General features: G+C 48.6%; 28 protein-coding genes and 1 riboswitch. Of the genes, 18 read left to right on the top strand and 10 right to left on the bottom strand.

Annotation, left to right across the window (positions count from 1 at the left end):
- Positions 1-3 precede the first annotated feature (3 nt).
- Together P400_RS0103460 and P400_RS0103465 are read left to right on the top strand one after the other, a co-directional pair.
- The gene (locus tag P400_RS0103460; RefSeq protein WP_026824862.1) at positions 4-2,658 is read left to right on the top strand and encodes an MMPL family transporter; all 2,655 of its coding nucleotides are present in this window, start codon (positions 4-6) and stop codon (positions 2,656-2,658) included.
- A gap of 103 nt (positions 2,659-2,761) precedes the next feature.
- The gene (locus P400_RS0103465; protein WP_026824863.1) at positions 2,762-3,046 is read left to right on the top strand and encodes a putative quinol monooxygenase; all 285 of its coding nucleotides are present in this window, start codon (positions 2,762-2,764) and stop codon (positions 3,044-3,046) included.
- A 104-nt stretch (positions 3,047-3,150) separates the two neighbouring features.
- On the opposite strand, the gene P400_RS0103470 is transcribed toward P400_RS0103465, so the two are convergent.
- From P400_RS0103470 to P400_RS0103480, 3 genes are all read right to left on the bottom strand, one after another.
- A complete protein-coding gene (locus tag P400_RS0103470) occupies positions 3,151-4,968 on the bottom strand; it encodes an LTA synthase family protein (protein WP_026824864.1) in 1,818 nt (605 codons plus the stop codon).
- An 87-nt stretch (positions 4,969-5,055) separates the two neighbouring features.
- Positions 5,056-5,454 (bottom strand): VOC family protein, encoded by a 399-nt coding sequence (locus tag P400_RS0103475; protein ID WP_026824865.1) that lies wholly within the window; start codon positions 5,452-5,454, stop codon positions 5,056-5,058.
- Entirely contained in the window at positions 5,454-5,876 is a 423-nt protein-coding gene (locus P400_RS0103480) for a VOC family protein (RefSeq protein WP_026824866.1), read from the bottom strand. Before P400_RS0103480 ends, P400_RS0103475 begins: the two co-directional genes overlap by 1 nt.
- Before the next feature lie 118 nt (positions 5,877-5,994).
- Here P400_RS0103480 and P400_RS0103485 point away from each other — a divergent pair, with 118 nt between their 5' ends.
- Positions 5,995-6,471, top strand: a complete 477-nt coding sequence (locus tag P400_RS0103485) for a GNAT family N-acetyltransferase (protein ID WP_026824867.1) — start codon at positions 5,995-5,997, stop codon at positions 6,469-6,471.
- Here P400_RS0103485 and P400_RS0103490 read toward each other — a convergent pair.
- The 4 genes from P400_RS0103490 to P400_RS0103505 all read right to left on the bottom strand — a co-directional run bounded on the left by P400_RS0103490 (position 6,466) and on the right by P400_RS0103505 (position 8,987).
- Positions 6,466-6,729 carry a hypothetical protein gene (locus tag P400_RS0103490; protein ID WP_026824868.1) on the bottom strand — a complete coding sequence of 88 codons (264 nt, stop codon included), beginning with the start codon at positions 6,727-6,729 and terminating at the stop codon, positions 6,466-6,468. The two genes, P400_RS0103485 and P400_RS0103490, sit on opposite strands and share 6 nt — an antisense overlap.
- Positions 6,730-6,789: 60 nt before the next feature.
- Entirely contained in the window at positions 6,790-7,275 is a 486-nt protein-coding gene (gene thiW / locus P400_RS0103495; protein ID WP_026824869.1) for an energy coupling factor transporter S component ThiW, read from the bottom strand.
- A gap of 66 nt (positions 7,276-7,341) precedes the next feature.
- A riboswitch (TPP riboswitch) is annotated at positions 7,342-7,441 on the bottom strand.
- Positions 7,442-7,480: 39 nt separating this feature from the next.
- Positions 7,481-8,221: a hypothetical protein gene (locus P400_RS0103500; protein WP_026824870.1), complete on the bottom strand. Its 741-nt coding sequence runs from the start codon at positions 8,219-8,221 to the stop codon at positions 7,481-7,483.
- A 73-nt stretch (positions 8,222-8,294) separates the two neighbouring features.
- Positions 8,295-8,987, bottom strand: a complete 693-nt coding sequence (locus P400_RS0103505) for a hypothetical protein (RefSeq protein WP_026824871.1) — start codon at positions 8,985-8,987, stop codon at positions 8,295-8,297.
- Between the two features lie 93 nt (positions 8,988-9,080).
- Between P400_RS0103505 and P400_RS0103510 the strand changes: the two genes are divergently transcribed.
- From P400_RS0103510 to P400_RS0103560, 11 genes are all read left to right on the top strand, one after another.
- Entirely contained in the window at positions 9,081-10,001 is a 921-nt protein-coding gene (locus tag P400_RS0103510; RefSeq protein WP_026824872.1) for an AAA family ATPase, read from the top strand.
- Positions 10,002-10,003: 2 nt separating this feature from the next.
- Positions 10,004-11,056, top strand: coding sequence for a DUF58 domain-containing protein (locus tag P400_RS0103515; protein ID WP_034770796.1), 1,053 nt, complete (start codon positions 10,004-10,006; stop codon positions 11,054-11,056).
- A gap of 64 nt (positions 11,057-11,120) precedes the next feature.
- A complete protein-coding gene (locus P400_RS0103520; RefSeq protein ID WP_026824874.1) occupies positions 11,121-11,660 on the top strand; it encodes a DUF402 domain-containing protein in 540 nt (179 codons plus the stop codon).
- 49 nt (positions 11,661-11,709) lie between these two features.
- On the top strand, positions 11,710-12,840 hold the full coding sequence (locus P400_RS14820) for a tetratricopeptide repeat protein (RefSeq protein WP_034770798.1): 1,131 nt from the start codon (positions 11,710-11,712) through the stop codon (positions 12,838-12,840).
- Positions 12,841-12,979: 139 nt separating this feature from the next.
- A complete protein-coding gene (locus P400_RS0103530; protein ID WP_026824875.1) occupies positions 12,980-13,375 on the top strand; it encodes a MarR family winged helix-turn-helix transcriptional regulator in 396 nt (131 codons plus the stop codon).
- Between the two features lie 75 nt (positions 13,376-13,450).
- Positions 13,451-14,443, top strand: coding sequence for a ring-cleaving dioxygenase (locus P400_RS0103535; protein WP_026824876.1), 993 nt, complete (start codon positions 13,451-13,453; stop codon positions 14,441-14,443).
- A complete protein-coding gene (locus P400_RS0103540; protein WP_026824877.1) occupies positions 14,440-15,069 on the top strand; it encodes an NADPH-dependent FMN reductase in 630 nt (209 codons plus the stop codon). The genes P400_RS0103535 and P400_RS0103540 overlap by 4 nt, the downstream gene beginning before the upstream one ends.
- Positions 15,070-15,159: 90 nt before the next feature.
- Positions 15,160-15,639 (top strand): hypothetical protein, encoded by a 480-nt coding sequence (locus tag P400_RS14825; RefSeq protein ID WP_034770800.1) that lies wholly within the window; start codon positions 15,160-15,162, stop codon positions 15,637-15,639.
- Positions 15,640-15,679: 40 nt separating this feature from the next.
- Positions 15,680-16,747 (top strand): saccharopine dehydrogenase family protein, encoded by a 1,068-nt coding sequence (locus P400_RS0103550; protein WP_026824878.1) that lies wholly within the window; start codon positions 15,680-15,682, stop codon positions 16,745-16,747.
- Entirely contained in the window at positions 16,744-17,241 is a 498-nt protein-coding gene (locus P400_RS0103555) for an NUDIX hydrolase (RefSeq protein ID WP_026824879.1), read from the top strand. Before P400_RS0103550 ends, P400_RS0103555 begins: the two co-directional genes overlap by 4 nt.
- 41 nt (positions 17,242-17,282) lie before the next feature.
- Positions 17,283-18,077 (top strand): GNAT family N-acetyltransferase, encoded by a 795-nt coding sequence (locus tag P400_RS0103560; RefSeq protein ID WP_026824880.1) that lies wholly within the window; start codon positions 17,283-17,285, stop codon positions 18,075-18,077.
- 35 nt (positions 18,078-18,112) lie between these two features.
- Here the strand turns inward: P400_RS0103560 and P400_RS0103565 are convergent, their stop codons facing one another.
- Positions 18,113-18,898, bottom strand: coding sequence for an SDR family oxidoreductase (locus tag P400_RS0103565; RefSeq protein ID WP_026824881.1), 786 nt, complete (start codon positions 18,896-18,898; stop codon positions 18,113-18,115).
- 72 nt (positions 18,899-18,970) lie between these two features.
- A complete protein-coding gene (locus P400_RS0103570; RefSeq protein ID WP_026824882.1) occupies positions 18,971-19,282 on the bottom strand; it encodes a hypothetical protein in 312 nt (103 codons plus the stop codon).
- A 141-nt stretch (positions 19,283-19,423) separates the two neighbouring features.
- Between P400_RS0103570 and P400_RS0103575 the strand changes: the two genes are divergently transcribed.
- A complete protein-coding gene (locus P400_RS0103575) occupies positions 19,424-19,732 on the top strand; it encodes a hypothetical protein (protein ID WP_026824883.1) in 309 nt (102 codons plus the stop codon).
- A gap of 16 nt (positions 19,733-19,748) precedes the next feature.
- Positions 19,749-20,036, top strand: a complete 288-nt coding sequence (locus P400_RS14830) for a hypothetical protein (RefSeq protein WP_200868274.1) — start codon at positions 19,749-19,751, stop codon at positions 20,034-20,036.
- Here the strand turns inward: P400_RS14830 and P400_RS0103585 are convergent.
- Entirely contained in the window at positions 20,025-20,489 is a 465-nt protein-coding gene (locus P400_RS0103585; protein ID WP_026824884.1) for a GNAT family N-acetyltransferase, read from the bottom strand. The two genes, P400_RS14830 and P400_RS0103585, sit on opposite strands and share 12 nt — an antisense overlap.
- Before the next feature lie 50 nt (positions 20,490-20,539).
- Between P400_RS0103585 and P400_RS0103590 the strand changes: the two genes are divergently transcribed.
- A complete protein-coding gene (locus tag P400_RS0103590) occupies positions 20,540-21,331 on the top strand; it encodes a GNAT family N-acetyltransferase (protein ID WP_026824885.1) in 792 nt (263 codons plus the stop codon).
- Positions 21,328-21,513 (top strand): hypothetical protein, encoded by a 186-nt coding sequence (locus P400_RS15590; RefSeq protein WP_152538865.1) that lies wholly within the window; start codon positions 21,328-21,330, stop codon positions 21,511-21,513. Before P400_RS0103590 ends, P400_RS15590 begins: the two co-directional genes overlap by 4 nt.
- Positions 21,514-21,674: the final 161 nt, after the last annotated feature.

The raw sequence follows: 21,674 nt of genomic DNA on the forward strand, positions 1-21,674 counted from the left end.
CACGTGCATAAAATCATTCAATGGCGTTGGGGAATCTTCATATCCCTCATCGTATTGACGGCAGCATTATTTGTCGCAGCACCTAACTTAACGAAACAAGCAGAAGAGGCAGGGAGTTTCCAACTTGCGGACGACATGGACTCACAACGCGCACAAGCGATTTTAGATGAAGCCGGAAAGAGTGACAAGACCATCTCGCTCGTCTACGAGTTCGAGTCGATTGGTGAGACAGAGCGAACAGATGTCGCGCGTGTCATCGAAGAACTTAAACAAAACGAAACGGTCGTGACCGATGTTCTCGACCCGTTCGAAAACGAGGAGACAGAGGCACAGCTTGTCTCAGAAGACGGACGCATCGTCCTCGTCCCGATCACGGTAGAAGGTACGACGGAAGAAATCAATGCGTTTGCCGATGATGTCCGTGAAAACGTGCTTCCGCAAGAGGAAACAGTATATATCACAGGGGAAGAAATCATTAACAATGATGTGAACCTAAGTGCACAGGAAGGATTGAAAAAGACAGAAATCATCACAGTCGTGTTGATTTTTGGATTACTTCTTCTCGTCTTCCGTTCCATCGTGACCCCATTTATCCCGCTTATCGCGGTCGGCTTCACGTACCTATTAAGTCAATCCTTTGTCGCGTTCTTTGTGGATTGGTTTGGGTTCCCGGTATCCAACTACACACAAATCTTCCTTGTCGCCATCTTGTTCGGGATTGGGACAGACTATTGTATTCTACTTCTTAGCCGTTACAAAGAGGAGCTGAGTGAGGGGCGTGCCATCGAAGACGCAATCGTCAATACGTACAAGACGGCAGGACGGACGGTCTTGATTAGTGGGCTCGCGGTATTCGTCGGTTTCGCTGCCATCGGATTTGCAGATTTTCCAATCTTTAAATCAGCTGTCGCCGTTGCGGTCGGGATTGCGGTGTTGCTGCTGATTCTCTTCACGGTCGTCCCGTTCTTTATGGCGACGCTCAAACAGCGACTGTTTTGGCCGTCGAAAAAGGCGAGCGAACATCATGACAGCAAGCTCTGGGCTGGATTGAGTCGATTGTCAGTCAATCGCCCGTTCGTATCGATTTTGGTCGTTGGATTGATTACGGTGCCGGTCCTATTCACGTATGACGATGCCCGTTCGTTCAATACGGTCGATGAGATTGGAGACGGGTACGATTCGGTTCGTGGACTGAATTTGATTTCTGAAGGGTTTGGTCAAGGGGAATCTCTTCCGGTACAGGTCATTTTGAAACAAGATCAAGCCATTACAGAATCAGAAGTCCCATACATTGAAATGTTCGCAAGCGAACTTGAAAAAGTTGATGGGGTGAGCGGTGTTCGTGCGCTCACACGTCCGACTGGTGAAGTGATCGACGATTTTTATGTGGACACGCAACTCGGCGAAGTCAGTGAAGGCTTGACTGAAGCACAGAGGGGTCTCGGAGATGTCCAAACTGGATTAGATGAGATTGAGCAGGGGCTAAACGCGGTCGTCGGACAATTGCCAAGTGGTTCAGCCAATGCTGGGGCGCCACTTGCAGAAGCAGCAGCTGGGCTGAATCAGTTAAATGGTCAACTTGGTCTCATTGGACAAGGATTGACAGCGACTCAAAACATCCCGGCCGCAGTCGGACAGCTCGGCCAAGTGTCAGCAGGGCTCACACAAATCGAGTCAGGAATCAACGAAGCAGCGTCCGCATTGAATGCACAAGGTTCTCAGGTTGGTGAACTCAGCACCGGATTGGGACAACTTGCCACAGGCGTTGGCGAAGCGAACGACGGGCTAGGGCAAATTGAGTCTGGTCTCGGCGAAGCCGTTTCGTTCTTACAACAGTTGAGTGAAGCAGATGCGCTTCGGGAGACAGGCGTATATCTTCCGGAAGGGACACTCACATCGGATGAATTCTCACCTGCCGTCGAACGCTATGTCTTCGATAAAGGAATGGCGACTCAGCTCGAGGTCGTCTTAGAGATGGACCCGTATTCGCCAGAAGCGATTGATACCGTCGAGACAATCAAAGAGACGATGAATCGTGCCGTGACGGGAACACCGTATGCGGAGGCGACCATCGGATATGCCGGTATCTCGAGCATCAATAGCGATTTAAATGAAACATCGACGAATGATTTCAATCGAACGGTAGCGATCATGCTGGTGACATTGTTCATCGTCTTGACAGCACTGTTCCGCTCGATGATCATGCCACTCTATATGATTGCTTCGCTTCTCTTGACGTACTATACGTCAGCGGCGATCACAGAGCTGATCTTTGTAGAAGGACTTGGCTATGACGGGATTAGCTGGGCCGTTCCGTTCTTTGGCTTCGTCATGTTGATTGCCCTTGGGATTGACTACTCCATCTTCCTGTTAGATCGATTCCGGGAAGAGACGATCAATGGGAAGGCGGTCCGTGAGGCGCTCATCTATTCGATGACGAAGATGGGTACCGTCATTATGACTGCCGCGGTCATCCTCGCCGGGACGTTCGGTGCGATGATTCCGTCAGGTGTGCTCAGTCTCGTCCAGATTGCAACGATTGTCATCACCGGGTTATTACTATACGGCTTGATTGTGTTACCACTTTTAATTCCAGCCATTACGATTTCGTTTGGCGATGGTGTCTGGTGGCCATTCCGGTCAAAGAAAAAGTCATAAGCAGAAACGGATGTCTCGTATGATGAGATATCCGTTTTTTGGGATAGATTGCGGTAGATTCGGGAACAGAAAGTCAGGTCCATTATCTAAGGAGGAATACTGTATGGAAATCGTCATTACCGCAATCTTGAAAGCCCATCCTGGAAAAGAAGAGGCGTTACGTGATGCGTTGAACCGTGTGATTCCACCGTCACGAGCGGAAGAAGGGTGTCTCGCGTACGTTCTTCACGAGGCAATTGATGCGCCAGGTACGTTTGTCTTCTATGAAAAGTACGAGGATGAAAATGCACTCAATCACCATATCCATTCGTCGCACTATCAGGCGTATCGTGATGAAGCCGGAGAGCTTCTCGCTGTACGTGAGGTCTATCGGCTACATGAAGTCTGATTCTGATTGTGTGTGGAATTGAACTGGTCGTACAAGCGTGTCTACCAAGTTGCGTAGCACTTAGGAAAGAAGCCTCTCGAGACATATCTCGGGAGGCTTTTCGATTACGGATTGATTTGTGAGAGGGCATCTTTCTCGATGATGGTATCCGAGAGACGGAGCTGGTTGGTCGCGCGGTCGATATATGGGCTGCATCGATCAAAGACGACCGGTTCTTCTGTCTCGACGGAATAGCACGTGCCATTCCCTGCTCGTTCGGTCAAGTCTGGTTCGTAATAAATATCTTCGTATCGGAAGGCACCCGTCCGAAAGACGGTCAGATTCGGCGTATCATTCAATAAGGAGTCGCCGAGCATATACGCTGGGGAGATTCCAAGCAAATCGAGAATCGTCGGCGCGATATCAATTTGTCCACCGCTCGCCTCCATGACTTCTCCTGTCGTCAATCCGGGTGGTTTGATGAAGAGAGGGACAGCACGGTCGAGTTGAAACGCGTCAACCGCCGAGTCCACTTCTTCGATGGTAGCCATTTCTTCTCCAGGTGCCGTCAGACCGCTATCGTGGTCACCATACATGACGAGAAGCGTCTCATCCCACAGCCCATCTTGTTTCAATCGTTCGATGAACTGACCGACTGCGGCATCGACGAAATGAACGGTATGATAATAGTTTTCGAGAAGGGGGTCATCGATATCAGATAGGTCCAACCGCTTCTCGTCTTCCGGGATATCGTACGGTGTATGACTCGTTAAAGCGACTAAAAATGCGTAAAATGGTTCATCCAACTCTTCCATAAATCCAACCGACGTATTTAAGAATTCCTGGTCGTTGAGTGCCATCCCGATGATTCCTTGATCGGGATAGTCTTTGTCGCTAAAGAAATGATTGAACCCGATGTTGTCGTAAAAATCATCCCGATTCCAAAAGTCTTTACGGAATGAGTGCATGGCTGCTGTATCATAGCCCGCCTCGTTCAATGATTGAGAGAGTGCGCTGAAATTATTTCCCGGGAAACGCGTGTAGACGGAACCAGATTTGACAGGATAGAGTGACGTGTTGACGATGAACTCTGCATCGGACGTCCGTCCCTCATGTGTCTGATGATACACGTTCGGGAAGTAAAGCATGTCACGTCGCAATCGGTTCAAATTCGGGGTCAATTCCTGCCCGTTGATTTGTTGGTCGATGACGGATGTTTGGAATGATTCGAGTTGTAGGACGATGACGTTCGTATCCTGACTCGGGGCACTTAATTCCTGATAAGAAAGTGCTCGGATTTGAGAACGCTCCTCGTCTGTCAAGGCTTCGTTCCAGCCCATGGCACGTTCGACGCCTCGAGCGACATCCATCGCGTGATAGCCCCAAAATCCAAGATGGTAGTATTCACGCATATTCGAGATCGGGTCGTCTGCAATCCATTTTTCGCCACGCTGATAACTGAGCGTGAGAGGGATCGTGAAAAGAAGAAATCCAAGTGTGAAGCCGGCAATCGCCAACCGTCTTCCGTTCCGTTTCACTTCACGGACAGGATGACGTTTCATATAACGCAAAATCAAACCGTAGATGATGAGGTCGATAAAGAAGAACGCATCGATTGGGCGGATGAGCGTCAAAAAGCCACCCCCGACATCTCCCATCTGCCCGATATCGGATAGTAAAGCGACGGATAATAAGTCTTCAAAATAGCGATAGTACCAGACGTCTGAGACGAGCAGGGTACTATGCAGGAACAGAGAAACGTATAAAATCCATCGGCGGATCGGATAAGACACGGCAAGTGCCCAACTCGTCAGGAGCAAAATCGTCGCCAAGTTGATGAGAAAGAACGAAAAGTCGAACGCCGTCGCGGTCAACCAGCTAAAAAAGAAGAGCTTTGCCAGGGAGAGTGACAAGTAGCTCCAATAATCGAGATATTTGATCATGAACAACACATCCTTTTCATACCCATTCCCGATGAGACGAGTGAGGGAAACGTGAAGATGTGTTCAACAAAAAAGAGGCACAGGGCCTCAGTTAATCAGAAACGTATCGCGCAGTTCGATGATGGTTCCTTCCGGTGCTTTCAATTTACTTAAATGACCGTCGACGACGAAATAGATGTTGCCACCGTGCTTCGGCAAGAATGTGACGCCGAGCTGTTCGAGTCGTGCAACTTCCACTTCGAGGTCATCTACATAGAGGGCGAAATGAACGGGACCGGCCACAAGTTTCGAGTAATCTTGTAACGTTTCATCCGTTTTAGCAGTCTGGAGCTCGATATAAAAATCCCCGAGCTTGAGCCAACTATTGAAGTCACGCGTATGAAAATTTGGCGATTCTTGAACGAGCTCAAAACCGAGCGCTTCGTAAAATGACTTGGAAGCGGCATAATCTGGTGTTTGTATACATATATGGTGAATTTGTTTCATTAAGACTTTCCTTTCGTTTGTAGGTCGTTCACGCGATCGCGGTGGAACGGGGAAGTCACATCTTCCGAGATAAGACTGATCGTATGTCCATCCGGGTCTCGTACGTCAAAGCAAGACATGCCTCCGAAATCGTGAAGCGGTGTCGCAATCAACCCTGCTTGTTCAAACGATTGATACGCGAACTGGATGTCTTCACAAATGACGTTGAAATAGACATGGGCTTGTCCTGACGCATCTTTGAACGTTGTGGGTTGCGGTGACGAGGTTTGGATCAATCCGAGCTGAGTCGAACCGTCTGGTAGACACAAACCGATGCCTCCTTCCCAACGACCAATTTCTTTGGCATCAAAATAAGTGGTATACCAGTATAGGGACTGTTCTACATCTGATACGGGAATGAAGATACTTCCGATTCGGAACATGTGATAACCTCCCTTTCTATTTCTAGTGTAGCGAATGCATGATCTCGAAGATACGGGGGAAGAAACTTTTTACGGGAGAAAGCGTATGAAAGAGAGAGAAAATCAATGAGGTGAAAGCATGAAAGGAAATGAAATCACGATTCAACCGATTGATGCAGTCAATCGAAAATCGGTCATCGCCCTGACAGTGGACGAGAAACAGTCCCGATTCATCGAGACAAATGCCGAGTCGCTTCAAGAGATGGTCGAGGATACAAAATATAATTGGCAGAGCTATGCATTTTATGACGGTGAGCGACCGGTTGGCTTCATGATGGTCGGAGCAGAAAACCAGACAGAACGGTATGTGTGGCTCGATCGTTTCATGATGGATCAAAACGAACAGGGAAAAGGCATCGGGACAAAGTGTCTACGCATCGCAGTGGCATTTATCCAGACACGATACGATGTAGATGAGATCATCCTGAGCCTCCATCAAGAGAATGAAGCTGCGAAACGATTTTATGCGAAGAACGGCTTTGTCGACAGCGGCTTAATTGATGAATGGAATGGTGAAGCGATTTGGGTCTATCATACAAAAAACCGACCGTCATGAGTTGGTCGGATTCTCGGCTGGACTTGTTGTTTTTGTAGCATTCATGCCCATCGAAAAGAGAACGATAGCTGCAAAGAAGAATAGGGTAACGAACCAGTTTTGGAGAAACGGATCGACAAACGTCGGTTTTTCCAACCAACTCCCGGTTGAGATTTCGGCGTACCAACGTATGTAGAGTGCGATGCGTTCGAGCGTGTATAAAAGCCCGGACAAAAACAACAAAATACCACTCGCTACAAGTTGATTGAAACGAGACATAAAACCCCTCCTCTATAGATGTTGTCTATAGTTTACCATTTCCATCCAATTGAGGGGCTTTTATTTGAGTATACTCGGTCGCAATTGTTTGACGCGTGACAAGACGAGCCAACCGAGAAGCGCGCCGGTCAAACTAGAGGCCAGGAACGCCGGGACGAAGAAGAAAGCACCGAACGTCGAGCCCATCAACAGTTTCGCGTACGGGACGGCAATCAACGAGGCGATGATCCCGGTCCCGATGATTTCTCCGAGAGCGGCCGCATAGACGCGGTTCGTGCGAACGAAGAAAATGCCAGCAAGAAACGCGCCAATCATGCCACCGGGGAACGCGAGCAGTGACCCTGTGCCGGTCATGACGCGAATGAGTCCGGTCACGAATGCGACGAGGACGGCTCCGATTGGGCCGATGGTGACTGCGGCAATCACGTTCACCATATGCTGAATCGGATAAGCGCGGGCGACACCTGTGGGAATCGAGATGAACATCGAGCCGACGACGGCGATGGCGACGAGCATCGCCATCCAAGTGAGTTGTTGAATACGCATGAATAATCTCCTTTCAAAATAAAAACGCCACGTTTCCAGACGGAAAAATGGCGTGGATATACAGAGGCGTATCCCAAGCCACTTCCCTACGCTGGTATGAGCCAGATCAGGTTCGAAGGGTCCAGCAACATGCCGTCTCAGCCCGAAGGCTCCCCTAGTGGTCGTTTATTGATTTGAGTATAGCATAAATTGGAAGGGGACGGAATTACCCCTCATTCTTGGCTAACAGGTCCTCATAGTCCTTCTCGTTCCAAAAGAGCGGTGAGATGGATTCGGGACCTTTTAATATTTCTCCATCCTGGTCGTATACGATGGCATATCCGTTCTCGACATCGAACACGAACAAGTCGGCAGTCACTTCGGTCACGCCGTTCCCGGCGATGATCACGTCATCGATTGGCTCCCGTACCAGTTCGACACCCGCTTCATCGAGTTCGACGAGGAGGGCTGACGTGTAGGCATGGCGGTCATAGACCGTTTGGAATTCATCCTGCGTGAGGACGACATCGGTAGGTGGAGCACTTGTACCGAATTTCCGATTTTCAATCTCTTCGACGTATTGAAGGAAGGATTCCTCTTGCCAAAATAGCGGAGCGACCGACTCAGATCCATTGATCACCGTTCCGTCCTGACTATCGAAAATGGTAGCATACGTCCCGTCATCGAGCTTGAATGGGTAAATATCCGCATACGTATGCTCGAGGCCGTTTCCAGCGATGATGACGCGTTCGAACGTCTCGCGAAACGGTTTGATTCCTTGTTGTTCAAGGGCAGTAAGGAGCGGTTTCGTTTGTTCGTATTGGTCATAGACGTCTTTGAAATCTTCGCGCGTCCATTCGGTGATGGGTTCATCGGGTGATTCGACTGGGATTGGATTGTCTGCCACCGTATCTGTACAACCCGTGAGTAAAAGTGCACTTAATCCGAATATCGCCCATCGTCTCATGATTTCATCCCCTCAACTTACATTTTCCACCATTTTATCATTCATGACGAAAAAGCAGAACCTGTGCACATTCTCACTCGGGGTGAGGACGTGTCGCGTAGGTATCGAGCGTTCTCTTGAAGTGAAGTGTATCTTCTTCAGAAATCGTCACACCTGAGGAGGTGCCGTAGCGAACCGCATGATAAACGGACGGGTTCATCGGTAAATCGATGCGTCGGAACCACTCTTGCAATGTCTCATGAGCACGCAATCGCTTGGTTGGTACGAGAGATTGGTTAAATGTGATCAGCGCATCGCGAATCGGGACGTTCGTGAACGCTGTGAGCGTCGAAACGGACGAAGCGTTCTTGTTTTGTAGCGATTCGAAAAGCGGGTCTGCGTTTGAATCAACATGATCTCGTGCGCGCGCCAAACGTTGCTTCCGTTTTAGATAGATATACAAGGACAGGCAACCGAGCGCAATCAAAGCAACGAAAAACCCGAGATTTCGTCGTGTTGATTCTCCAGATCCCGTGATTCTCTCAAAAAAGTTATGTTTTCCTTTTTGAGGATCCAATTCAAATGGGTAATCTGCTTTGGATTCACCAATTAAAATTCCATCATCTTCATCCGATAAGAGATCAGTCGGAGGACTATGACTTTCCTCGACCGGTATCGTTTCCGGGTTATAGAGCCATTCGAATACACTCGTCGTGATCACCATTATCGTGAACGTCCCGAGGAGTGTGGCGGCAATCATGAGAAAAAACTTGTTCGTCCAGCGCAAGAAGGTACCTCCTTTTGAATTTTCAGACTATTTGTTGTTTATCTTACCATAAAAAGGTAAAGTTTGATTAAGACAAAAAATGGAGGTCATTTTATGGGCATGGAGCGAGTCATCAAACAGTTGAACGAGGTGTATTTAGGAAAAGAGGATGTCGTACGCCTCTGTTGTACGGCGTTACTCGCGGAAGGACACATTTTGTTAGAAGATGTACCGGGAACGGGAAAAACGTTACTGGCCAAAACGATTGCAGCTAGCTTCGACGGCGCGTTTTCTCGGATTCAGTTCACGGCCGACTTGTTACCGTCTGACGTGATTGGCGCAGACTATTTTAATATGAAGACGCAGACGTTCGATCATCGCCAAGGACCGATCTTTGCGAACATCGTCTTGATTGATGAAATTAACCGAGCGGTTCCACGGACGCAGTCCGCCTTGCTTGAGGCAATGGAAGAACGACAAGTCTCCATCGGGGGAGAGACGTATCCGATGCCGAAACCATTTTTCGTCATCGCGACGCAAAACCCGATTGAATCAGCGGGGACGTTCCCGTTACCGGATGCCCAACTCGACCGTTTCCTCATTTCGATTCCAGTCGGTTATCCTGATGTCGCAGAAGAGCGAGAACTCCTCTTACAAGTGATGCGCCAAACGAGGAAAACCGTGGAGGCGGTTGCGACGTTAGACGAGTTACGCCGAGCCCAGGAGGAAGTGAAGCAAGTATCGATTCAAGATGATGTCCTCGATTACTTACTCGGGCTCGTCCATGCGACACGAGAACACCAATCCGTCGAGGTCGGTGTCAGTCCACGCGGAGCCATCGCGCTCATGCGAGCGTCTCAAAGTTATGCCTATCTGAACGATCGATTGTACGTCGTTCCGGAAGATGTGAAAGCCGTGGCACCTTATGTCTTGGCCCATCGCCTGACGTTGACGCTTGAAGGAGGCATCAAATCGACGAAACAGGACATCATCCGCTACATCTTAGATACGGTTTCTGTGCCGGTCGAGGGTTGATGATGACATTCTCGACACATAACGCCCTACAGAAACAATGGATTCCGGTCTATGGATTCGCTGGGGTGATTCTCGTATTCGTCCCGTACATGGAGATTGTCGGATATGCGCTTTGTTTACTTGCGGGCATCGTTTGGTTCTTTGAACGGACACGGAAACAGTTGGAACAAGCTCTTCGGCTTCACATACATACTCATGAATCCCTCCTTTTCGTTGGCGATGAGACGGAGGTGCAACTGATTTTAGATGGAAGTGAAGTCGTCGAACGACTCGGGCTTCCGGTTCGTGTTCGACTGAAATCCAATACAGCGCTCAGCTTTCCAGCCCACGACAGGTCCCCGAATAGTTTGGATTTGACGTTACGGGCAGATCAGGCTCGTCACATGCTTCACATTCAAGCCGAATTCCGAGGACCTGCCTACATCGAAGAATGCGTACTTGCTGTGACGCTCCCGTTTCATCTCGGGACGTATCTGCTTGAGTGTCCGATCGAGAAGCGGTGGACGGTGCTGCCTTCCCTCACGCTACACCCTCCGGTCGGCACGAAATGTTTAGCGCTCGGAGATCGTCCTTTGACCGCTTCACCACTTCGGAACCCACTGCAGATTCTAGGGTCGAAACCTTATGAAGGGGAACCGGTCAAGGAGATTGACTGGGTCGCGACGGCAAAACTTGGGCAGGTCCAGTCGAAAGTTTTTCAAAAGACATCACTCGACACGTTCACGTTCGCAGTGGGCTTGAGTGGACCATCTGGCTACACGTTGCATCACGACTTCGAGTCAATCATCAGCCAAGTCGCGTACGTGACGACCCGGCTCTTAAAAGAAGAGTGTAAAGTCGAGCTGTTCATCAATCGCTTCAATGGTGAAGGGAAGATGGAACATATCTCCCTTCAGGAAGGAGAACGTGGATCACGCCTCATCCTCATGATGCTGGCCGACCTTCATCCCGGGAATCGTTTCATCTCGACAGATGCGTTCGTTCGTATGGTCGAGCGGAAACGCTTGAAGCAAAGTCATCTCGTCTGGTTCAATCAGCATAACCTGTATGACTAACAAGGGATTTCCCTTCTTCTGGCGAACTGTATCATACAGAGATGACGGAAAGGGAGAGATTCATATGCCAAAACGAAAGTATGCGAATCGACGAGACTGGGAACGGATTTTAAAGAACCGTTACGCACAAGTTCGAGTTCAGACGGAACAATTTTCCGGAGTGGTCGCCTTGTTCCAAATCGATGAGGTCCGAGCACCTCAATATAAAATGCATAAAGGCGAAGAATTCATTGTGGCGGATGCCGGGTTTAGTTGGCTCCAATATTTCCCGGACAATGAACCGTTCGGTGTGACAGCTATGATCAATCCGGAAGGCGAGATCGTGCAATGGTATATCGACCTCGTCGACGGAATCGGTGAAGAAAATGGGATTCCATACATGGACGATTTATTGCTCGATATTCTCGTGTTTCCGAACGGGGATATCGTCAAAAAGGATGAGGATGAGTTCGAGGAGGCGACCGAGAGTGGGGAGCTGACGCCTGAGCAGGTCGAGCGGGGATGGCGTGAGTTCGAAGCGACGCTCGAACGAATCGAACGCGGAGACTTCGTCTACTTTGATTTGGCAAAAGGACATTACGAACAGTTAAAACAAAAGCTATGAGCGAACAAACTCTCTCTGCTACAGTAAGAGCGTAGGAGGGGGAGTTTTTATGAGAAAAATTGAAATCGAGACGTGGGCACGACGTAAGCACTTCGAGTTTTTCAAAGCGTTTGATGCGCCGCATTTCAACGTGACGGCGAACGTGGATGTGACAAATCTCTATACATATGCGAAAGCGAGCAATCAATCGTTCTTCAAGCTCTTTTTATATGGTGCGGTGAGAGCGGCGAATGCGATTCCGGAATTACGCTATCGGATCCGTGGAGAAGAGGTTGTCGAACACGATGTGGTCCATCCGTCGTTCACAGTCATATTAGACGAGGACGTCTTCAATTTTTGTGCGGCTACGTTTAATGAAGATTTACCGACGTTCTTACAGGAAGTGACGATGCGGATGGAACAAGCTGCCGACGAAGTCGTGGTCGGGGATGAAGAGCCCGACGATTTACTGTATATCACGAGCGTCCCGTGGGTCACGTTCACGAGCATCATGCACCCGACGCATCAGCAACAACACGATAGCGTACCGCGCATCGCATGGGGCAAGTTCGAGCGTCAAGGCGAACGTCTGGTCATGCCGCTATCCGTACAAGCCCATCACGCACTCGTCGATGGGGTACATATCGGTAAGTATTATGAAACGTTACAAGCGTGGTTAGACCAAGATTTCGCGAAGAAGGTGACCGACGTGACAGAAGAAAATGAGTTTGATCGAGCCGTTCGTCTCCGCGAGGAGGGACAACTCGAGCAGGCGAAGCAACTGTTCCTATCGCTCTTACGGAAAGATGAGAAGAATCCGAGACTACATGCATACTGCGCGTGGTGCTATGACTCGCTCGGGGAAGAGCATCAAGCGGTGCCGCATTATGAACGAGCCATCCGACTCGGGTTGACCGGGGGTGAGTTGGTAGAATCGTATCTCGGACTCGGCAGCACGTATCGGGCACTCGGTCGATACGCGGAGGCGGAACAGTTATTTGAAGATGCGATCGAGCAATTCCCGAATCATGGGGCGCTCAAGGTGTTTCAGGCGATGACGCACTATAACGTCGGTCGCCATGAAGAGGCGACGGGTGCGTTACTCGAGTTACTCGCCAGCCCGAAACCGGACGAGAGTATCGCAAGGTACCGCCGTGCCATCGCATTCTATGCGAGAAACTTAAATGAGACATATGATTAAAGGAGAATGGGGCGGGGCAACCCGTCTTATTTTTGGAATCAAATCGATTGACGCTAGAATGAGGGCATGTTACATTTATCTTGAATTAAAGATATTCGAATTTAAGTTAATGGCTCTCTTGGACAATGGAGGGAGACAGGTGGAACCATCTGATGCATTAAAAACAATTACTGTGCTGTTACGTGCCTCTCAGTCGTTACAAGACCTGGTGAAGCAGGAAGTGGCGTCTTACGGATTAAACGCGACCGAGTTCGCCGTACTCGAGTTTTTATATCATAAAGGGGATCAACCGATTCAAGTCATCGGGAAGAAAATTCTCCTCTCGAGCGGGAGCATGACGTACGTCGTGGACCGGTTAGAAGAAAAAGGGTATCTCATTCGTAAGGCTTGTCCGAGCGATCGTCGCATCACATACGCGGCGCTGACGGATAACGGAGAGCACCTGATGCAAGATATTTTCCCGAAACATACGGAGCATATGAACGCTGTGTTTGAAGGGATGCACTTAAGCGAAACGATTGAACAGTTGAAATAAATTAGGAAGCGGGCAGAAGCCGCAAAAAATTTTAATCATTTATCTTTAAATCAAGATATAAAAGGAGAGAGAATGATGAATCATGTTAAAGGAATTCACCACGTCACGGCAATCACGAGTAGTGCCGAAAAAAACTATGACTTCTTCACCCATATTCTTGGGATGCGCTTGGTAAAGAAAACGGTCAACCAAGATGACATTCAAACGTATCACTTATTTTTTGCAGACGATAAAGGGAATGCCGGGACAGACATGACCTTCTTCGACTTCCCAGGTATCCCGAAAGGCAAGCATGGGACAAATGAGATTGCGAAGACATCATTCCGCGTGCCGAATGATGAAGCGTTGACGTATTGGGCCCGTCGCTTCAACCGTCTCGGTGTCGAGCATGAAGGGATTCAAGAACAGTTCGGGAAGAAGACGCTCTCGTTCATCGACTTTGATGAGCAGGCGTATCAGCTCATCTCGGATGAGTTCAACGAAGGTATCGCGTCGGGCGAGCCGTGGCAAAACGGTCCGATCCCGCTTGAATACGCCATCACGGGACTCGGTCCCATCTTTATTCGGATTGCCGACATCACGTATTTCAAACAAGTGATGGAGCAAGTGGTGCTGTTCAAAGAGATTGGACGAGAAGGCGATGTCTACCTCTTTGAAGGAGGTGAAGGTGGAAACGGAGCGCAAGTGATCGTCATTCACGACGAGACATCTCCGCAAGCACGTCAAGGGTTCGGTACCGTGCACCACGTCGCATTCCGCGTCGAGAATCGTAGCGTCCTCGATGAATGGACAGCACGTCTCGAGCAGCTCGGTTTGCCGACTTCTGGCTACGTCGATCGCTTCTTCTTTGAATCGTCTTATGCGCGTGTCGCACCGCAAATCTTGTTTGAATGGGCGACAGACGGACCAGGATTTATGGGGGATGAGCCGTATGAGACGGTCGGTGAGAAGTTGTCACTCCCGCCATTCCTCGAAGCGAAACGTTCGCAAATCGAGGCGATGGTACGACCAATCGATACGGTCAGAAGCACGAAAACATTTGAGAAAGAATATGAGGGCATGAAATGAGTTTCTTGAATCATTTGTTTGGAAAATCAGATGCATCACAACATAACCAAGGAGGAACTACTATGTTAAACATCGGAATCGTACTCGGATCAACTCGTGAAGGTCGCGTCAGTCCACAAGTCGGGGAATGGGTAAAAGAACTCGCCGACAAACGTGGCGATGCCAACTATGAAGTCATCGACATCGCAGATTATAACTTACCGCTCCTCGGTGAAGCGGGTCAAGACGCATCAGGCGCAGCGACCTGGTCGGAGAAAATTGCGCAAATGGACGGATTCATCTTCATCGTCCAAGAATACAACCATTCCATCTCAGCATCTCTTAAAAACGCACTCGACTACTTACGCGTCGAATGGAACAACAAAGCAGCCGGAATCGTCTCATACGGTTCTGTCGGTGGAGCGCGGGCAACAGAACATCTACGGGGTGTTTTGAGTGAATTGTCAATCGCTCACGTCCGTGTCCATCCTGCCCTCTCACTCTTCACAGACTTCGAGAACGGCACGCATTTCGCTCCGAAAGACGTTCAAGCACAATCGGTCAACGATATGATCGACCAACTCCTTCCATGGACGGAAGCGATGCAATCGGTCCGTACGAAAGCGGGAGAAGTTGCAAACAATTAACAAATCGCGAAGCCAGCCTAAATTTAGGCTGGTTTTTGTGCGTTTTCAGAACAGGTCGTGTAAAGTTGGAAGGGATTAGGGGGAACGTAGATGTGGAATCGAAAAATCATCGTTGCATCGATCACCTCGCCCATCTATGCGATTCTGTTAGCGTGCGGGGTCACCATGACGGGTGTACGAGAAAATGGAGGAATGAGTGATGTACTGAGTGGCTTCCTTCTGATGACGGTTGCCTATGTAGCGGTCAGTTTTCCAATCATGTTGACCTATGGTGTCGTGACCTCATGGTGCAGTGACTGGTTGGCGAATCGATTCGGTTCGAAACGATCAAGGTGGTTCACCTCGTTCGCTTTACATATACTATTCGGACTCGTCTTGTCATGGCTCAGTCTTCTCGCGACTATTCTGTTTTTCCTCATCGATCGTCGACTGATTAATCGGATGGACGTGATGAAACGAGCTGCAGTAAAAAGTCTGCTCATCCCAATCGGATATTTGCTTATTGTAACGGGAAGTGTGTATATCATCGATGTCATCCAAGATTTTTTCGTTCGATTCAACTTATTTTAGGGAAACGAACAAGGACAAACTTACATAAGGAGGAGTAAAAATGAGATGGATGATTTATGGGGCGAATGGCTATACGGGTGAGCTGGTTGCCCGACAAGCCGTTCGTGACGGAATGCGTCCGGTTCTTGCCGGTCGGAATGGGCGTTCGATTCATCGACTCGGAGACGAGCTCGGTTGCGAAACATCGATTTTCGCATTGAGTCGTGAAGCCGCAATCGAGGCGCTTCACGATGTAGATTTAGTCCTTCATTGTGCAGGTCCTTTCACGGATACGAGTCAAGTCATGATTGAAGCATGTTTGGAGACGGGCACGCATTACTTGGATATTACCGGGGAAATTGACGTGTTTGAATACGTCCATTCTAAACAACGGGCGGCTCAGGCGAAGGAAAGTGGCATCATTATATGTTCGGGCGTTGGATTTGATGTCATTCCGACTGACTGTGTGGCGCGAAAGTTAAAGGAACTATTGCCGGATGCGACATCACTCGCTCTCGGCTTTTCGGCGGCAGGTGGCATTTCACCAGGAACGATGAAAACAGCCGTCCGTGGGCTTGAATCGAGCAGTATGGAGCGTGTGAACGGAAAGTTATCACCATTTCCGATTGGGGCAAAGCGCAGAACGATTGATTTCGGACGTGGAAGCCGCACCGCGATTGCGATTCCTTGGGGAGACGTTTCGACCGCCTACTATACGACGGACATCCCGAATATTACGACGTGGGTGCCGGTGCCGACAGCGGCTGCCTATGTTGCGCGTACTTTGTCATGGTTCAGCCCGATTCTTGGAAAAGACGCCGTCCAAAAGCGATTGCTCCGATATGTCGACGAGAACGTATCTGGACCGGACGAGGCTGAACGTGAAAAATCATCGACCTACGTATGGGGCGAAGCGACAAATGCAGAAGGACGAAAGATTGTCGTCCGAATTCAAACGGCGAGTACGTATGCTTTCACCGTGTATGGGGCGCTCGCCGTCGTCAAACGATTACTCGGTACCGGTCGAATGCTTGCCGGGAGTTTTACACCGGCCATGTTGTTCGGCTCTCAATTCCTCGAAGAAATTCAAGGATCGTCATCGTTTGTGGTTGATGAGATTCGTCCATGAGCCGGGAAACCTGGGATTTACTAGACGAAAATCGGCAACCGCTCGGACGAACCCATTTTCGAGGTGACGACTTGGAACCGAACACGTTCCATACGGTCATCGAGGTGTTCACATTTGATCCGGATGGCAAACTGTTACTCTCTAGGCGTCATCCTGATAAGAAATATCCTCTTCTTTGGGAAGGGACAGGCGGTTCGATTTTAGCGGGAGAGATGAGTCGCGAAGGGGCGGTCCGTGAACTTCAAGAAGAATTGGGACTATGTGTCTTGCCTGAACAGCTTCGTTTCGTGACGACGATCAAGCGCGAGACGTACTTCTTAGATTTGTATGTATACACGAGCGAGCGGTCGATTGATTTGAGACAACTCTCTTTACAAATCGATGAAGTGGTCGATGTGAGATTAGAGGAGTGGGACACCGTGCTCGATTCTGTTGAACTCGTACCTACTGTCAAAGAACGATTGATCCGGTTCGGTCACTTGATTCGAACGTGATATGCTACACTCAACATGGAAGAAACAAGGGAGGGAACAGAGTGAAACGTTTAGAATTGGCACGACGCATCGAAGGTATAAAAGCGGAGGGGACGTCTGCTTATATTCGACACCGCAAACAAACCCCTCCCTATGAAGGTGCGGAACTGCACGTTGAAGGTAAAGGGCACGTATTCAAAATGGGGAATATGAGCTTTGCAGTCGGATTCGGACTCAACCGACCGACAAGCTTCTATGACCTGCATCAGATGGAAAAGTGGGTGCGTGGGAAAAATGTGTCTCGCCTACATATCGAAGTTTGTCCATTAGCGGATGATTCCTTACTGCGCTTACTGCAAGAACGCAATTATACGCTCGATCACTTTTTAGACGTGTGGACGTTAGATGTAACGCAATATGACGGACCAGCTTCTTCGAATCAAGTCGAAAAGGTACAGGATGAGACGCTCAATGAATGGGCAACCGCGATTGCGGCCGGATTTGCAGAATCTGGAACGATTCTTCAAGAGACAGTCGATACGGCCAAAGGGTTTTATGCGTTACCGAGTAACCACGCCTATCTCGTCCGAGAAGAGGACACTGTCGTAGCGGGTGGGATCCTAGCGACGCAAGACGGAATCGGAGAACTGTTTCTGACGAGCACCGTACCGACTTACCGACAAAAAGGATACCAGACGCAACTCATTTTGGAACGAATCGCCGAAGCGAAAGTGATTGGATGTGACGTCCTGACCGTAACGACGAAAGTCGATTCGGCCTCCGGACGTAATATGGAACGGCTCGGATTTCAGCCATTCTACCAAAAAGCGGTCATGAAAAGTCCAATCCTCAAATAATCAGCTCACCTCATGCGAGGTGAGCTGATTTTGAGTTACAAGAGGGATTCTGCACCGTCGACATACACTTCAGAACCGGTGACATGGCTCGACATGTTGCTCGCGAAAAACAAGACAACGTCAGCGACCTGTTTCGCGGAACCGGATTTTCCGGCAAGGGGTTGATTCCCAAGTGGATACTCGATGGGGATCACGACTTCTTCAAGCAACGCATCGTCCCGATTAGTCGAATCGTCGATATTCGTATCGATCGCCCCTGGACAAATCGAATTCACGCGAATTCCGAATTGTGCGAGCTCGGCAGCTGCCATTTTCGCAAAGCCGGTCTGTCCTGCTTTCGTTGTCGCATAGCCGCTGAAACCAAAATTTTTAAAGTAGCGATTGCCGTTAATCGAAGAGGTGATGATGATACTCCCCCCATTCTCTTTCAAATGAGGAATCGCATGTTTGACGGTCAAAAACGTTCCCGTCAGGTTCGTCTCTACAACACCGTTCCAATCTTCTATAGATAGATGTTCAATCGGTGTGATGGTTCCGTTTCGTCCGGCGTTCGCGAAGACGATGTCGATTCGACCAAATCGCTCAATCGTCCGTTCATACGCTTCTTTCATTGCTGCTTCATCCGAAACATCCGCGCTAATGCCGATGGCCCGTTCTTCTCCGACGAGACTAGCGAGACGCATCGTATCTTCTTCATTCAGGTCAAGAATGGCGACTTTTGCACCCGCTTGAATGAAACGGATGACAGCGGCACGTCCAATTCCAGAGGCCGCTCCGGTGACAAGCGCTACTTTTCCAGATAGTAATTTATTTGAAATCAATCTAATCACTCCTTTTTATGACTCCTTCTCATATTCCACAGTTCTGGAAAAGTTACGCTTCATTTCAGAAAATCATGGCGACGTGACTTCAATCGTACGCGCGATGTTCAAGTCGGACTCGGTGGGGATGACTTCGATCGTGACGAGCTGACCGCTTTGTAAGTCTTGTACGCTATTGACGATACCCGTCACTTCTGTTTGGTCATTGATCAAAATCACACGCAAGCTGATTTCTTCTGAGGACTCAGATTCAATCAATAGCTGAGGAATATCGACTCGCTCAATCTGTCCTTCGACAACATTGTCATTCCACGTACTCATCCAATAAACGACGATTAAAAAAAGGCCGAGAAAGACTAGGGCAAAGGTTAATCGTGAACTCATATCAACCCACTCCTTCATTGTCCCGTTTCGCATCTTGTCTAATTTACCTTTACCCGGAAATTCTCTCATTACTTGAAAAAATAGTAGGAATCATAAGAAAAATAGGGAATAGAAAGAAAAACGAAAGGCGAGGTGCGGCGAATGTGGATGACGGTTGCGGCGCTAGGATTGGTTGCTTGTGTATGGATTACGTTTGGTTGGTTTACAATCGGTAATGCAAAGCGACGGGTATGGGGAGGTCTTCTTTCACTCAGTATGACTTGTCTGTTCGCGCCGATTTTACTGGTGAAAATGGGAGAACAGTATGGGTTCGTTGGCGTTCAAGTGGGATTGACCACACTATTTGGCTTATTCGCAGGTGCATTTTTCTTTGTGGCGCTCGGGTGGACTGGACGACCAGCGAAAGTTCGAAAAGTGAGAACGTTATCGGAAGACCCTGATTTGTTTTAAGGGAATCTTTGAAGACGTGATTGAACTGGACGGGTTTCTTGATCGCGAGTTTGCACATACGTACGGCTACATCTATCAAGATGAATTGCTCCGTTTTGACGATCAGGAAGTAATGGATGTCGTAGCTGTTCAAAGAAATGAACTGATGGCGCTCACAGAAGGACGAGTGTGCACGATTGAAGGAAGCTCATCCATGACGAATCATCTTGTTCAGATTACGCAAGCCGATTTAGTTCCGCATCCTCTGACTTACTGGCAAAACATATTTGAGAGTTTGACACGAATGTATGCCTTAAATCGATAAGGAAAGAATACGTTGTTCGCCGATCGGCCCACCGATTCGACGTCCGGTATCAATCCATCCGTTTGTCGTATAGAGTGAAAAAGCGGCCTCGTTTTTCAAGTTGACCGACAAGACGACTTCACGAATGTGGGGGAAGTGTTGTTGTACGAATGTCGGGAGTTCTCGGAGCGCCGCTTTAGCGTAACCTTTGCCTTGCTCCTCATAATTGATGGAAAAAGCGGAGAACAGTAAGGCGTTTGGTTCGTTCGTGTAGGAAGCGACGCGTTCATTGTCATGTAATAAAAACATACCGATCGGCTTCGACTCGACGACGATAATTGGATGAACGCCATCAGGTAATGAATGATCCATGTCTTTTGGAAGAGTCGTGTACTTCTCTTGGTCCGTTGGTAAATCAAATGTATCAAGGATTGATTGGTGCGACTCATTTCGGTGTTCGAGTGTGATTTTCATGAGAAGTCTCCTTCGGTCGTTATTCATTTCTTTCAGAAAAGAGGAGTTATATGTCTACACAATTTACATATCGCCAAAATCCGCCACTGCAAGATATATATCGCGCGTTTATGACTGGTTTTTCTGATTATATCATTCCGTTCCAATTCGACGAGCAGACGTTTGAAGACGTCTTTCTCGTAAGAGACCAAAATCAGCCGTCTCGTTCAATCGTCGCTTATGACGGGGAAGAGACGGTTGGCGTCGTATTGAGTGGGATTGCACATCTTGATTCAGGATGGCAGACGCGTTGTGGCGGTCTTGCGATCGCCCCACACGTCCGGAAATTAGGAGTTGCGACCGAGTTGATGCAACGATTTGAAGAGGGCGCCAAAGGTACTCGCTTACTTGAAGTGATTCAAGGGAACGATGCGGCGTTGTCGCTTTATCATCAACTTGGATACAAGACGACACGTGAAATTTATTACTTTCAAGCGGTACCACTTGTAACGACCGCTCAGATGACTTCGGAACCGATTCAAACGCTGTTCGACCGACTATATCCGACAGCTCAGCATGTTCCGATTTGGCAATGCGATGTGCGTGTGACCCAACAGGAGGCGGAACTTGTGAAAGTGGTAGAAGATCAACAAGAAGGTTTTTTGTTATACCGCAATCATGTATTGCTCGATGTTTTTGGTCACGCCGAGGATGCGGAATGGTTGTTGCGGGCGGCTGCGAGCCGATCGCCACTTCATATCACCTTGACGTCGGACCGTCCTGAATGGATTGAAGCAGCACAACGATTACGATTTGTTCAAGACGAGATAGCACAATTTGAAATGGTGAAGAATGCCTTATGAAGCGACTAATAGTGATTTGCATCATTGGGTTGATCGGTGGGAACACGTTAACTTTAATTGCGTTGACCACGAACATCCCCAAACATATGTCACAGCTCTTCATGTTGGGTGGCATGGGTGTCACCGTTCTTTCAATCGTTGGGGTCGTCCTTACAAAATATTATACGAGGAAACGTGGGTGAAACGATTGTGAAGCGGTCGTTATGGTTTTCACATCATTCTGTCATCTATGAAACGAAAATGAAAAACTTCATATATTGAAATGTTTAACCTCCTAGTGGTATATTCGCACATGTAGCTTTTTTAAAATTTATGAATGTATCAATTTGGAGGGTTTATTATA

The organism is Exiguobacterium marinum DSM 16307 (genome assembly GCF_000620845.1).
Lineage (GTDB): Bacteria > Bacillota > Bacilli > Exiguobacteriales > Exiguobacteriaceae > Exiguobacterium > Exiguobacterium marinum.